13 protein-coding genes are annotated in these 13452 nt (G+C 61.3%); 3 read left to right on the top strand and 10 right to left on the bottom strand.

Annotated elements, in window-relative coordinates; all coding sequences use genetic code 11:
- Positions 1 to 17 precede the first annotated feature (17 nt).
- Positions 18 to 2000: a DNA primase gene (gene dnaG / locus ABRP30_RS25825; protein WP_349976501.1), complete on the bottom strand. Its 1983-nt coding sequence runs from the start codon at positions 1998 to 2000 to the stop codon at positions 18 to 20.
- Between the two features lie 300 nt (positions 2001 to 2300).
- Positions 2301 to 2516, bottom strand: coding sequence for a 30S ribosomal protein S21 (gene rpsU, locus ABRP30_RS25820; RefSeq protein WP_003255575.1), 216 nt, complete (start codon positions 2514 to 2516; stop codon positions 2301 to 2303).
- Positions 2517 to 2720: 204 nt separating this feature from the next.
- Between rpsU and tsaD the strand changes: the two genes are divergently transcribed.
- Positions 2721 to 3746 carry a tRNA (adenosine(37)-N6)-threonylcarbamoyltransferase complex transferase subunit TsaD gene (tsaD, locus tag ABRP30_RS25815; protein ID WP_241807059.1) on the top strand — a complete coding sequence of 342 codons (1026 nt, stop codon included), beginning with the start codon at positions 2721 to 2723 and terminating at the stop codon, positions 3744 to 3746.
- A gap of 16 nt (positions 3747 to 3762) precedes the next feature.
- On the opposite strand, the gene plsY is transcribed toward tsaD, so the two are convergent.
- A complete protein-coding gene (plsY, locus tag ABRP30_RS25810) occupies positions 3763 to 4332 on the bottom strand; it encodes a glycerol-3-phosphate 1-O-acyltransferase PlsY (protein ID WP_267819226.1) in 570 nt (189 codons plus the stop codon).
- A 74-nt stretch (positions 4333 to 4406) separates the two neighbouring features.
- Here plsY and folB point away from each other — a divergent pair, with 74 nt between their 5' ends.
- Complete coding sequence (gene folB, locus ABRP30_RS25805) at positions 4407 to 4763, top strand: dihydroneopterin aldolase (protein ID WP_241807061.1); 357 nt, start codon at positions 4407 to 4409, stop codon at positions 4761 to 4763.
- Positions 4754 to 5263 carry a 2-amino-4-hydroxy-6-hydroxymethyldihydropteridine diphosphokinase gene (gene folK, locus ABRP30_RS25800; RefSeq protein ID WP_241807062.1) on the top strand — a complete coding sequence of 170 codons (510 nt, stop codon included), beginning with the start codon at positions 4754 to 4756 and terminating at the stop codon, positions 5261 to 5263. Before folB ends, folK begins: the two co-directional genes overlap by 10 nt.
- A 59-nt stretch (positions 5264 to 5322) precedes the next feature.
- Here the strand turns inward: folK and ABRP30_RS25795 are convergent, their stop codons facing one another.
- The 7 genes from ABRP30_RS25795 to apaG all read right to left on the bottom strand — a co-directional run bounded on the left by ABRP30_RS25795 (position 5323) and on the right by apaG (position 13303).
- Positions 5323 to 6435: a multifunctional CCA addition/repair protein gene (locus ABRP30_RS25795; RefSeq protein ID WP_267819223.1), complete on the bottom strand. Its 1113-nt coding sequence runs from the start codon at positions 6433 to 6435 to the stop codon at positions 5323 to 5325.
- A gap of 58 nt (positions 6436 to 6493) precedes the next feature.
- The gene (locus tag ABRP30_RS25790) at positions 6494 to 8062 is read right to left on the bottom strand and encodes a SpoVR family protein (RefSeq protein ID WP_241807064.1); all 1569 of its coding nucleotides are present in this window, start codon (positions 8060 to 8062) and stop codon (positions 6494 to 6496) included.
- The gene (locus ABRP30_RS25785; RefSeq protein WP_012316567.1) at positions 8059 to 9330 is read right to left on the bottom strand and encodes a YeaH/YhbH family protein; all 1272 of its coding nucleotides are present in this window, start codon (positions 9328 to 9330) and stop codon (positions 8059 to 8061) included. The genes ABRP30_RS25790 and ABRP30_RS25785 overlap by 4 nt, the downstream gene beginning before the upstream one ends.
- Before the next feature lie 177 nt (positions 9331 to 9507).
- Positions 9508 to 11430, bottom strand: a complete 1923-nt coding sequence (locus ABRP30_RS25780; RefSeq protein ID WP_012316566.1) for a PrkA family serine protein kinase — start codon at positions 11428 to 11430, stop codon at positions 9508 to 9510.
- A gap of 281 nt (positions 11431 to 11711) precedes the next feature.
- Positions 11712 to 12041, bottom strand: a complete 330-nt coding sequence (gene glpE / locus ABRP30_RS25775) for a thiosulfate sulfurtransferase GlpE (protein WP_241807065.1) — start codon at positions 12039 to 12041, stop codon at positions 11712 to 11714.
- Positions 12042 to 12056: 15 nt separating this feature from the next.
- Positions 12057 to 12923 carry a symmetrical bis(5'-nucleosyl)-tetraphosphatase gene (locus ABRP30_RS25770; RefSeq protein WP_241807066.1) on the bottom strand — a complete coding sequence of 289 codons (867 nt, stop codon included), beginning with the start codon at positions 12921 to 12923 and terminating at the stop codon, positions 12057 to 12059.
- Entirely contained in the window at positions 12923 to 13303 is a 381-nt protein-coding gene (gene apaG, locus ABRP30_RS25765) for a Co2+/Mg2+ efflux protein ApaG (RefSeq protein ID WP_012316563.1), read from the bottom strand. The genes ABRP30_RS25770 and apaG overlap by 1 nt, the downstream gene beginning before the upstream one ends.
- Positions 13304 to 13452: the final 149 nt, after the last annotated feature.

Below are 13452 nucleotides of genomic sequence, written 5' to 3'. Positions count from 1 at the left end.
ATACCCGAGCATGGGCCTCACGCGCCAGATGAGGTCGGCGTTTGTGCGGGAACATTCCGGCTCAGCAGGGCGAGAAGCTGAGATTTTTCCTCGCTGCTCAACTCGCTTTGACGTGCTTTCCTGAGCAGATGTTCCAGGCTGCGCTCGCGTTGGCGGGCGGACAAGCTAGTTATAGTGTCGAAAAACTGTTGTTCAAGGTTGTCGGCTACGATCAGCCATTCCTTTTCCGCCAAGGCTCGCAGCAAACGGCCCTGTTCGGTGCCGTGCCAGCGTGCGATCAGCTGCATTGAGCTTAGCCCAGGATTTTTTTGCGCGGCCTCGATCAGCGCCACCAGCAGCTGGCTGTAGAGGTGCTCTTCGTCGGCAAAATGGCTGGCGTCCTCGACTTTGCCGGCCAGCAGCGGGTGGTGCAGCAGTGTGCGCAAGGCCGCAAGGGTCGGGGGCTCCACTGGTGCTGGGGTGCGTGGCGGGGCGTCGTCGCGCTGCTGCCACGGCTTGCCTCCTTTGCGGTTCTTGTCCCAGGGCTTGTCACTCCACGGCTTCTTGCCGCCCCCCTTGTTTGGCTTCCACTGCTGCTCCTGCTGCGCCGGGGCGTAGTCGTGCTGCGGCATGTCGCCATAGTCGGGGGTGTAGCTGGCCATGGCATCGTAGTCGTAGCCCGGGTCGTAGTCCGGCACGCTGTTGCTGGCAGGCGCCTGCTGGGCCAACTGCTCGACCTGTTGAGGGTCGAGGCCGGTGATTTCCTTCAGGCGGTTGCGCATCAACTGACGCAGGTTGGCGCCTGGGATTTTTTCGATCAACGGTGCAGCGAGGGTGGCCATGTGCGCCTTGCCTTCAAGCGAGCGCGGATCGGCCTCGACGCTCAGTTGCTCGAAGAAATAGTCGGCCAGCGGCTGGGCGTGCTGGTTGATGCGTGCCATGAAGGCATCGGTGCCTTCTGCGCGCACCAGGCTGTCCGGGTCTTCGCCTTCGGGCAGGAACAGGAAGCGCGCGCGGCGCCCGTCCTGCAGTGCCGAGAGGGTCGACTCCAGGGCGCGCCAGGCGGCCTTGCGCCCGGCCTGGTCGCCGTCGAAGCAGAACAGCACGCTGGGCACCACGCGAAACAGGCGCTTGAGGTGTTCTTCGCTGGTGGCGGTGCCGAGTGTGGCTACGGCGTTGCGCAGGCCTTGCTGGGCCAGGGCGATGACATCCATGTAGCCTTCGACGACGATGATCTCGTCCAGGTTGCGGTTGTGCTTGCGCGCCTCGTACAGCCCGTAAAGTTCCTGGCCCTTATGGAATACCGGGGTCTCCGGGGAGTTGAGATACTTGGGTTTGTCGTCGCCCAGAACGCGGCCGCCAAAGGCGATGATGCGCCCGCGGCTGTCGCGTATCGGGAACATCACCCGGTCGCGGAAGCGGTCGTAGCGTTTGCCGCTTTCGGCGTTTTCGATCAGCAGGCCGGCGTCGATCATCACCTTCTGTTGCAGGGTGTCCGCGCCCAGGTGCTTGAGCAGGTTGTCCCAGCCAGGTGGCGCGAACCCCAGGCCGAAGTCGCGGGCGATTTCCCCCGACAGGCCGCGACCCTTGAGGTAATCCACTGCTGCCTTGCGGGTGGGGTGGCTGCGCAGGGCCTGGCGGTAGAATTCCGAGGCGGCATCCAGCAGCGGGTAGAGCGGGGAGTCTGTTGGCTGTCGCGGCTTTTGACCGCGCCGGCCTTCCTCGCGGGGTACTTCCATGCCTGCGGCACGGGCCAGCTCCTCGACCGCCTGGGGGAAGTCCAGGTTGTCGTGGTCCATGACGAACCCCAGGGCGTTGCCGCCAGCGCCGCAACCGAAGCAGTAGTAGAACTGCTTGTCCGGGCTCACCGTGAAGGAGGGGGTTTTCTCTTTGTGGAACGGGCAGCAGGCGGAGTAGTTCTTGCCGGTCTTTTTCAGCTGGACGCGCGAACTCACCACGTCGACGATGTCGAGGCGGTTGATCAGGTCGTCTATGAAGCTTTGGGGAATCAGCCCGGCCATGGCAGTCTCGTCATCTGGCAACTGGCAAGTCTAATCGCTAGCGCGCCGTTTGGGGCAAGAGCTGCTAGGGGATGTGCGAGGGAGTGTGTGCTCGTCGGTAGCCTCCAGGTCAACCAGGGGCTCGTCAGTGAGGACGTGCACGACTGGTCGGAACCAGCTCTGACGTTGTAATGCGCTTTGCCCATTGCAAGTTGCGATGGACGCCTTGAGCTAGCTGCTCAAGGTTGAAACAAACCGCTGCCATCGGCCCGGCGGTGAGCCGGGCAGGGCAGAAGCTTTGCGTAGAACGGCTGTACTGTATTAGTACAGACGAACGGCGCGGCGCTGTTCGCGCTGAACTTTCTTGGCGTGACGCTTAACAGCAGCAGCTGCTTTACGCTTACGCTCGGCGGTCGGCTTCTCGTAAAACTCGCGGCTACGAACTTCAGCCAGTACACCGGCTTTTTCGCAGGAGCGCTTGAAACGACGCAGAGCTACGTCGAAGGGTTCGTTCTCTTTAACTTTGACGGCTGGCATCCAGGGCTACCTTAATTCATTACCGGGGTAGACGTGCTCCTGGCAAAACAAAGGTGTGCTGGAGAACGTCGGTTTTCAAGGGTTGCGGATGTTAACCCTTAGCAAGCCGGAATGCAAAGCCTCTGATCGAAAACCGCTGGTCGGCACCCGGCACGGGGACTATCATGCGCGGCTTCGAAATCAGCCCCCACAAGGGACGAGCCCATGCTAGTACTGGGATTGGAAACATCCTGCGACGAAACCGGCGTCGCATTATACGACAGCGAGCGCGGTTTGTTGGCCGATGCGCTGTTCAGCCAGATCGACCTGCACCGCGTGTTTGGTGGGGTGGTACCCGAGCTTGCCTCGCGCGACCACGTCAAGCGCATGCTGCCCCTGATCCGCCAGGTGCTGGACGAGGCGGGCTGCGTGGCTACCGAGATCGACGCCATCGCCTACACCGCAGGCCCAGGCCTGGTCGGAGCGCTGCTGGTGGGGGCCTCCTGTGCCCAGGCGCTGGCGTTCGCATGGGATATCCCGGCGATCGGCGTGCACCATATGGAAGGCCATCTGTTGGCGCCCATGCTTGAGGAGAACCCTCCGCAGTTTCCGTTCGTCGCTTTGTTGGTGTCCGGGGGGCATACCCAGCTGGTTCGGGTCGATGGCATCGGCCAATACGAGTTGCTGGGCGAGAGCCTGGATGACGCTGCTGGCGAAGCGTTCGACAAGACTGCCAAGCTGATCGGCCTCAATTACCCAGGCGGCCCGGAAATCGCTCGCCTGGCCGAGCGCGGCGTGGCGGGGCGTTTTGTGTTCCCGCGGCCGATGACTGACCGTCCGGGCCTGGCCTTCAGTTTCAGTGGCCTCAAGACGTTCGCCCTGAACACCTGGCAGCAGTGCCGCGATGCTGGCGACGACAACGAGCAAACCCGTTGCGACGTGTCCCTGGCGTTCCAGCAGGCGGTGGTGGAGACTCTGACCATCAAGTGCAAGCGCGCACTCAAGCAGACCGGCCTCAAGCGCCTGGTGATCGCCGGTGGCGTGAGCGCCAACAAGGCATTGCGTGCGTCCCTGGAGGACATGCTCGGCAGTATCAAAGGCAACGTGTACTACGCCCGTCCCCAGTTCTGTACCGACAACGGCGCAATGATCGCCTACGCCGGTTGCCAGCGGTTGCTGGCCGGGCAGCAGCAGGACCTGGCGATCAGCGTGCAGGCACGCTGGCCGATGGAGCAGTTGCCACCGTTGTAAACCGCTTGCGCGTGCGTCAGAAGTGGCGTTCGCGCCCGGCTAGCAGGTCGCGCAGGTTATTGCGGTGGCGCCAGACGATCATCACGGTCAGTACGCTGATCGGCAGCAGGGCCGCTGGCTCGCGCCAGGCCAGCAGTGGCAGGGTCAGTGGTGTGGCGATCAGCGCGGCCAGCGAGCTGGTGCGGGTGAGGTAGAACGTCAGCAGCCAGGCGGCGATGGCCAGCAGTGCGGCGGGGAAATACAGGCCCATGAGCATGCCGGCCGCCGTGGCCACACCCTTGCCACCCTGGAAGCGGAAGTACACTGGGAACAGGTGGCCGAGCACCGCGCAGACGCCTACCCAGGCCTGCTCTTGCAGGTCGAGCCCGGCCAGGCGTGCCAGCATGACGGGCAGCAAGCCCTTGCACAGGTCGCCAAGCAGGGTCAGGATCGCCATTTTGCGGCCCGCCAGGCGTAGCATGTTGGTGGCGCCGGCATTGCCAGAGCCGCAGGAGCGCGGGTCCGGGCTGCCCGAGAGGCGGCTTAGGACAATGGCGAAGGACAGCGAGCCGAGCAGGTAGGCGAGCAGCGCCAGTAACCAAAACATGCTAACTATTCCGGGCGAGGACGCCCTGATTCTAACGGCGCCAGTCGCCCTTGTCGTGCTGTGGAGAGAAGTGCTTGGACAGAGTGTTCATCGAAGGCCTGGAAGTCGATACCGTCATCGGTGCCTATGACTGGGAACGGGATATTCGCCAGTGCCTGCGCCTGGACCTGAGTTTCGCCTGGGACAACCGCCCGGCAGCGGCTGGCGATGATCTGAACCTGGCGCTGGACTATGCCAGTGTTTCGGCGCGTATCCAGGCGTTTGCCGAGCAGGCGCGTTTCGAGCTGGTCGAGACGTTCGCCGAGCGGCTGGTCGCGGTCCTGATGGCAGAGTTCCACATCCCTTGGGTGCGGCTCAAGCTGACCAAGCCGGGCGCGGTGCCTGCGGCCCGTGGCGGTGTTGGTGTGGAGATCGAGCGCGGATGTCTCTGAGCACGGTTTACCTGGGCCTGGGCAGCAACATAGACCGCCATGCGCACCTGTGCGCCGGGCTCGATGCATTGGCGGCGATCCTCTGCGACCTGCGTTGTTCTCCGGCGTTCGAAAGCCAGCCGGTGGGGATCAAGAGCGGTCCATTCATCAACTTCGTGGTGACGGGCAAGACAGACCTTGGGTTGATGGAGCTGGACCGCCGGCTCAAGTTCATCGAGGCTGACAATGGCCGCTACGCGCCCGACCGCAAGGGCCTGCCGCTGGATATCGACGTGCTGATGTATGACGATCTGCATGGCACATTCGATGGGCTGGTATTGCCCAGGGCCGAGATTCTGAAGAACGCTTTCGTGCTATGGCCATTGGCGCTGCTGGCGCCCGAGCTGGTACACCCGGGAGAGGGTAAAAGCATGGCCCGGTTGTGGCAGGAAGCCAATATCGACCAGGTGCTGGCGCCGGTTGCCTTTGAATGGCGCGGTTTGCAGCTTACCAGCGCCTGAGCCCGGGTGCTTCGCGGCTCGTACTGACCCTACGTGGGTAAGTACGAGCCACTGAGCGATCAGTTTACGGCCGTGGTCTTGTAGGCTTTCAGTGCCTCCAGGCGCTTGTGCCTCAGCGCCTCTCCCAATGCCTGCCCGGTCAGCCCTGCTTCTACCAGCGGCTTCGCTTCTACCGCTCTGGCCGCCGCTGCCGCGGCGCGCAGGTAATCCGCCTGTGGATAAGCCTCTGCGTTCGCGTGTGCAACCATCTGGCACACGGCAATGAAATCCTCGAAGCGCTGTGGCCGCCGATACACGTCGAACTTCTGAAGTAGCGCCAACATCGCTTCAGGGTCGAGCTCCAAGGCCTTGTGGCCGAGACTGGCGCATTCGCTCACCAGCATGGCCATCTCCTGGCATTCACGCGGCGCCTTGAAGCGTTGGTTCAGTGCCTTGATTGCAGTTGTGCTCAGGTCATGCAGCAGGCAGGCCCAGCGAATATGCAGTGGCTGATGGTGTTTGGCTGCTTGCGTCAAGGCAGCCAGCGAAGCCGCACCTCCCTCAAGCTCAGGCATCAGTCGTTCAAGGGCTGTGCAGTCGCGCAGCACGTTGATGAACACCTGTGGCTCGTCTTCCATCAGCGCGCGCTCGATCTCTTTCCAGCTGCGTTCAGCCGTGAGCGCCTGCAGTTCGCCAGAACTCGCGATCTGCTTCATCAGCTCCAGTGTTTCATCGGCGACCCTGAACCCCAACGGGGCATAGCGTGCGGCGAAGCGGGCAACACGCAGCACGCGCAAGGGGTCTTCGGCGAATGCCGGAGACACGTGGCGTAAAATGCGCTGCTCAAGATCGGCTTGGCCGTTAAAGGGGTCCAGCACCTGTCCCTGATCATCCTCGGCCATGGCGTTGATGGTGAGGTCACGCCGGATCAGGTCTTCCTCAAGGGTCACCTCGGGGCTGGCATGGAAGGTAAAACCGCCATAGCCGCGCCCGCTCTTGCGCTCTGTGCGCGCCAAGGCATATTCCTCGCCCGTCTTGGGGTGCAGGAAAACCGGGAAATCAGCGCCGACTGGGCGAAAGCCCTTGGCGTGCATTTCTTCGACGCTGGTACCCACGACCAGCCAATCGATGTCACTGACGGGGAGCCCGAGCAGGCGGTCGCGCACGGCGCCGCCGACTTTGTAGATTTGCATGTGCAGCCTCCATTACTGCCCACAGGATAACCTGTCGGCAGCAAGGGTGGGGTGCAGGCTAGAGGTGGTGGATGACGGCCAGGTCCATTCGGCCATAGTCGCCGGCTTCGCCGTGCTCGCCCCGCGGTGGCATGTGGTGGGTCTTGACCACCTGATCGCCTTGCACGGTTTCCAGGTGGATATCGAAGCCCCAGAGGCGGTGCAGGTGCTTGAGCACCTCATCGGTGGAATCACCCAGCGGTTTGCGGTTGTGCTGCTGGTGGCGCAAGGTCAGGGACCGGTCGCCACGACGGTCGATGCTCCAGATCTGTACGTTGGGTTCGCGGTTGCCCAGGTTGTACTGGGCTGCGAGTTGCTCGCGTATGGCCCGGTAGCCGGCTTCGTCATGGATCGCCGGCACCAGCAGGTCGTCGCGCTGGTCGTCATCCAGGATGCTGAACAGCTTGAGGTCGCGGATCACCTTGGGAGACAGGTATTGCAGGATGAAACTCTCGTCCTTGAAGCTGCTCATGGCGAACTTGATGGTCGACAACCAGTCACTGCCGGCAATGTCGGGGAACCAGCGTCGATCTTCCTCGGTAGGGTTTTCGCACATGCGGCGGATGTCGGTGTACATGGCGAAGCCCAGGGCATAAGGGTTTATGCCGCTGTAGTAGGGGCTGTCGAAGCCGGGCTGGAACACCACGCTGGTGTGCGACTGAAGAAATTCCATGATGAAACCGTCGGTGACCAGGCCTTCGTCGTACAGGTCGTTCATCAGGGTGTAGTGCCAGAAGGTCGCCCAGCCTTCGTTCATGACCTGGGTCTGGCGTTGCGGGTAGAAGTACTGCGCGATCTTGCGCACGATACGCACCACTTCGCGCTGCCAGGGCTCGAGCAAGGGTGCGTGTTTTTCGATGAAATAAAGGATGTTTTCCTGGGGTTCGGCGGGGAAGCGTGCATCATCACGCTCGCCGCCTTTTTCCGCGCCTTTGGGAATGGTGCGCCACAGGTCGTTGATCTGGCGTTGCAGGTGCTCCTCGCGCTCCTTCTGGCGGCGCCGCTCCTCTTCGGCGGAGATCGGGTAGGGGCGTTTGTAGCGGTCCACGCCGTAGTTCATCAAGGCGTGGCAGGAGTCGATCAGGTCCTCGACAGCATCGATGCCGTGGCGCTCTTCGCATTGGGCGATGTACTGCTTGGCGAACACCAGGTAGTCGATGATCGAACTGGCATCGGTCCATGTGCGGAACAGGTAGTTGCCTTTGAAGAAGCTGTTATGGCCATAGCAGGCGTGGGCGATCACCAGTGCCTGCATGCACATGGTGTTTTCTTCCATCAGGTAGGCGATGCACGGGTCGGAGTTGATCACGATTTCGTATGCCAGGCCCATCTGGCCACGGCTGTAGGACTTCTCGGTGCTGAGAAACTGTTTACCGTAGGACCAGTGGTGATAGCCCAGCGGCATGCCGACGGATGCATACGCGTCCATCATCTGCTCGGCCGTGATCACTTCGATCTGATTGGGGTAGGTGTCCAGGGCATAACGTTCGGCCAGACGGCTGATTTCCCGATCGTAGGTCTGGATCAGCTCGAACGTCCACTCGGACCCGGTGGAAATGGGTTGGCGTCTCTGTGCTCTGGCGGTCATGTGGCTAACCTGCGCTGGAAGAGTTCACGGAAGACCGGGTAAATGTCACCGGCCGAAACCAACTGCTGCTGGGCGAACGTATCGGGGAAAGCTTCGCCGATACGCTCGTATTCGTACCACAGCGCCTGATGCTCGCGGGGGGTGATCTCCACGTAAGTGTAGTACTGCACATGCGGCATGATCTGTTTGGAGAGGATCTCACGGCAAATGGGCGAATCGTCGTTCCAGTTGTCGCCGTCGGACGCCTGAGCGGCATAGATGTTCCAGTCGCTGGCGGGGTAACGCTCGGCCATGATCTCCTGCATCATCTTCAGTGCACTGGAAACGATGGTGCCGCCGGTCTCGCGGGAATAGAAGAACTCTTCTTCGTCCACTTCGCGGGCGCTGGTGTGGTGGCGGATGAACACCACCTCGATGCGGTCATAGTTGCGCTTGAGGAACAGGTACAACAGGATGAAGAACCGCTTGGCGATGTCCTTGGTGGCCTGGGTCATCGAGCCGGACACGTCCATCAGGCAGAACATCACGGCCTTGGAGCTGGGGTTGGGCTGCTTGACCAGCAGGTTGTACTTGAGGTCGAAGGTGTCGAGGAACGGCAGGCGGTTGATGCGGGCTTTGAGCCGCTCGATCTCTTGCTCGACCTCCTGGATATCGGTGAAGTTGTCCGGCTCCTCGACCTTCAAACGGGCCAGTTCCTTCTGCGCCTCGCGAAGCAGTGCACGGCTGCTGCCGGTCAAGGCGATACGCCGTGCATGGGCCGAGCGCAGGGTGCGCACGATGTTGATGCGCGACGGGTTGCCTTCGTTGGCGATACCGGCGCGCACAGTCTTGAAGGTGTCGGCACCTGTCAGGTGACGTTTGACCAGGTTGGGCAGTTCGAGGTCTTCGAACATGAATTCGAGGAACTCTTCCTGGGTGATCTGGAATACGAAGTCATCCATGCCCTCGCCGGAGTTGCCTGCTTTGCCGCGGCCACCACCACCGCCCCCGCCCTGAGGCCGGGCGATATGTTCGCCTGCGGTGAATTCCTTGTTGCCCGGATGCACGATGGTCTGCTTGCCGCCGCGGCCATGGTGCAGCACCGGTTCGTCGATGTCGCGTCCCGGGATGCTGATCTGCTCGCCGTGTTCCATGTCCATGATGGAGCGACGGCTTACGGCCTCTTCGACGGCTTTCTTGATGTGTTCACGGTAACGCCGCAAGAAACGCTGGCGATTGACCGTGCTTTTGTTCTTGCCGTTCAGGCGTCGGTCGATAACGTAGCTCATGGTCCCTCCGGTGACTGGATGCAGCTGCAACTGCAAGCCACAAGCTTCAAGCCACAAGCTTCAAGAAAGAGCAGCCAGCGTGGCTGCAAGCTGTAGCGTCGGGGTTCAACCGAGCATCGGACAGCTTGCAGCGTGCCGCTGGCGGCTTGGAGCTTGCTGCAGGGGCAGCTTGCCGCTTTATTGCGATTTCCTGACCCGCAGGTACCATTCCGACAGCAGGCGTACCTGTTTGTCGGTGTAGCCACGCTCCACCATCCGCGTGACGAAGTCGTTGTGTTTCTGTTGATCTTCTTTGCTGGCCTTGGCGTTGAAACTGATGACCGGCAGCAGGTCCTCGGTGTTGGAGAACATTTTCTTCTCGATCACCACCCGCAGCTTCTCGTAGCTGAGCCAGCTAGGATTCTTGCCGTTGTTATTGGCACGGGCACGCAGTACGAAGTTGACGATTTCGTTGCGGAAATCCTTCGGATTGCTGATGCCGGCCGGTTTTTCGATCTTTTCCAGCTCTTCGTTCAGGGCAATGCGGTTGAGGATTTCGCCCGTTTCCGGATCGCGGTATTCCTGATCCTGGATCCAGAAATCGGCGTACAGCACGTAGCGGTCGAAGATGTTCTGACCGTATTCGCTGTAGGACTCCAGGTAGGCGGTCTGGATTTCTTTGCCGATGAACTCGATGTAGCGGGGCGCCAGGTATTCCTTCAGGTAGCGCAGGTAGCGTTCGCGCACTTCAGCTGGGAACTGCTCCTGTTCGATCTGCTGTTCCAGCACATAGAGCAGGTGCACCGGGTTGGCCGCCACTTCGTGCGGGTCGAAGTTGAACACCTTGGAGAGGATCTTGAAGGCGAAACGGGTGGACAGGCCGTTCATGCCTTCATCGACACCCGCTGAATCGCGGTACTCCTGGATCGACTTGGCTTTGGGGTCGGTATCCTTGAGGTTTTCGCCATCGTAGACCCGCATCTTGGAGTAGATGTTGGAGTTCTCCGGCTCTTTGAGGCGTGAGAGTACGGTGAACTGAGCGAGCATCTTGAGCGTATCGGGTGCGCAATGGGCCTTGGCCAGCGAACTGTTGACCAGCAGCTTGTCGTAGATCTTGATCTCGTCGCTCACGCGCAGGCAGTACGGCACCTTGACGATGTAGATCCGGTCGATGAACGCCTCATTGTTCTTGTTGTTGCGGAAGGTGTGCCACTCCGATTCGTTGGAGTGGGCCAGCAGGATCCCTGAATAAGGGATCGCGCCCAGGCCTTCGGTACTGTTGTAGTTGCCTTCCTGGGTGGCGGTCAGCAGTGGGTGCAGGACTTTGATGGGCGCCTTGAACATCTCGACGAATTCCATCAGGCCCTGGTTGGCCCGGCACAACGCACCCGAGTAGCTGTAGGCGTCGGCATCGTTCTGCGGGAATTCCTCGAGCTTGCGGATATCCACCTTGCCGACCAGGGCCGAGATGTCCTGGTTGTTTTCGTCGCCGGGTTCGGTCTTGGCGATCGCGATCTGGTTGAGTATCGAGGGGTAGAGCTTGACCACCCGGAACTTGCTGATATCGCCACCGAACTCCTGCAGGCGCTTGGTGGCCCATGGCGACATGATGGTGTTCAGGTAGCGCCGCGAGATGCCGTATTCTTCTTCGAGAATGGCGCCATCTTCAGTGGCGTTGAACAAGCCCAGCGGCGACTCGAAAACGGGCGAGTCCTTGATCGCGTAGAAAGGGACTTTTTCCATCAGCTGCTTGAGTTTTTCGGCCAGCGACGATTTACCGCCACCTACCGGGCCCAGCAGATAGAGGATCTGTTTCTTCTCTTCCAGGCCTTGAGCGGCGTGGCGGAAGTAGGAAACGATCTGGTCGATGCACTCTTCCATGCCGTGGAAGTCGGCAAAGGCCGGATACCGGCGGATCACCTTGTTGGAGAAGATTCGCGACAGTCTGGAGTTGCTTGAGGTGTCGATCAGTTCCGGCTCGCCGATGGCCAGCAACAGCCGTTCAGCCGCCGATGCGTAGGCACTGCGATCCTCTTTGCACAGCTCGAGGTACTCCTGCAGCGAGAGTTCTTCCTGGCGCGTAGACTCGAAACGTTGTTGGAAGTGGCTAAAAATACTCATGACGTCACCTCGCTCGATACGTGGAGACGACGCCGGATCAGTCAGCCGATGCTGGCATGCAACCGGGCTTGCCGATTGCTGTATACCCCCCAGAACACCCTGTAACGCTACCGATGACCCGCACGCCGGTGTACCGGCTCTCCCCTTTTTTGGATGGCCTGCGCTTAAGAATAGTTGGTTATCCGCAAGGTCAAGGGCAAGCGGCGCAGAAGTTGTCGGCGACCGTTCGTCAGGTGAGGCGCAAGCCCGCGTGGGGCGCGGGCTGGAGTGAAATTAAAAAATTATTCAGGGGTGCCTTGCGCGGTGTGGTCGGGGTAGGTGGCGCGCCACAGCTCGAAGCCGCCATCGATGCTGTAGACGTCGGAAAAACCTTGCCCGACCAGGTACGCGGCCGCGCTCTGGCTGGAGTTGCCGTGGTAGCAGACCACCAGGGTCGGGGCATCCAGGTCGGCATTGCGGATGAAGTCGGCGACCGAATGGTTATCCAGGTGCCTGGCCCCGGCGATGTGGCCGGCGGCATAGGCCTGCGGGTCGCGAATGTCGACGACGACTGCACCTTGTGCGCGCAAGGCCAGGGCCTGCTCGGGAGGGATGCGTTTGAATTCGCTCATGGGTAAGGCTTTCCTTCAGGGCTGGTCGTTGAGTTTAGTCGGTTGTGCCGGCTGGCGCAGGTTGCCGTCGTCGGCGCAGTCGCAGCGCAGGTATTCACCGCTGTCGACATTGTAGAGGGTCATGGTGCCACCCCAGACGCAGCCGGTATCGAGGGCAATGATGCCGGGCTCGTCGACACGCCCTTCGAGTGCGGCCCAGTGGCCAAAGATGATCTTCACATGCCGTGAGCGGCGGTCCTTGTGCGCGAACCAAGGCTTGTAACCCTTCGGTGCCGCGCCCAGCCCTTCCTTGCTCTTGAGGTCGAGTTTGCCTGTGCCCGTGCAGAAGCGCATGCGCGTCAGGTAGTTGGTGATCACCCGAAGGCGCTCTACGCCGCTGAGGTTCTTGCTCCACTTGTTCGGTTCGTTGCCGTACATGCCATCGAGGTACAGCTTCATGCGCTCGTCGTCGCGCAGCACCTCTTCGACTTCGCCCGCCAGTTCCAGGGCTTTGCCCAGTGTCCACTGGGGCGGGATGCCGGCGTGCACCAAGGCAATGCCGCGCGGCTCGTCGTAGTGGAGCAGCTTCTGTTGGCGCAGCCAGTCGAGCAGTTGGTCGGCGTCGGGTGCTTCGATGATTTCGCGCAGGGTATCGCTTTTCTTCAGGCGTTCGACATTTTGCCATGCCGCCAGCAGGTGCAGGTCATGGTTGCCCAGCACACAGGTCAGCGATTGGCGGATCGAGTAGAGGTAGCGCAGGGTCTGTAGCGATTCAGGCCCGCGGTTGACCAGGTCACCGACCAGCCACAGGCGATCGACGGCCGGGTCGAACTTGACGCGCTCCAGCAGGCACTTGAGGGGTTGAAGGCAGCCTTGCAGGTCACCGACGGCATAGGTAGCCATCAGTGCAGGGCCCCGGGTACCGCGAGGCGGAAGGGGGCGATATCGGCCTCGAAGCGTTTACCGTCCTCGGCGAACATCTGGTAGCTGCCCTGCATGGTGCCCACGCGGGTGCTGATCACTGCGCCACTGCTGTAGGTGTGGCTCTGGCCGGGTTCGATGGTCGGTTGTTGGCCGATCACACCTGCGCCGCGGACTTCCTCCACTTCGCCATCACCGTTGGTGATGAGCCAGTGTCGAGACATGAGCTTGGCTTTGATCGAGCCATTGTTCTGCACGGTGATGGTGTATGCGAACGCAAAGCGATCGCTTTCGGGGTCGGATTGGTCTTTCAGGTAGCGGGTCACGACGCTGACGTCGATCTGGTAACGGGGATCGGACATGCATGGGCCTTGGGCAAACAAGCGAATACGGCGATACATGCAGTCTAGGCCATTGGCGGGGGGGAGGGCCAGTGGTGTCGGGGAGGGAGTGGGCTTCAAAACCTTGCGGTGGGGCGGCGTCTTCGCAAGTTGACCGCGAAGACGCCGTG

Origin of the sequence: Pseudomonas sp. WHRI 8519 (assembly GCF_040224055.2) — a bacterium.
Taxonomy (GTDB): Bacteria; Pseudomonadota; Gammaproteobacteria; order Pseudomonadales; family Pseudomonadaceae; genus Aquipseudomonas; species Aquipseudomonas putida_X.
Note: the sequence above shows the minus strand (reverse complement) of the source record. Positions and strands in the feature narration are given on the sequence as shown.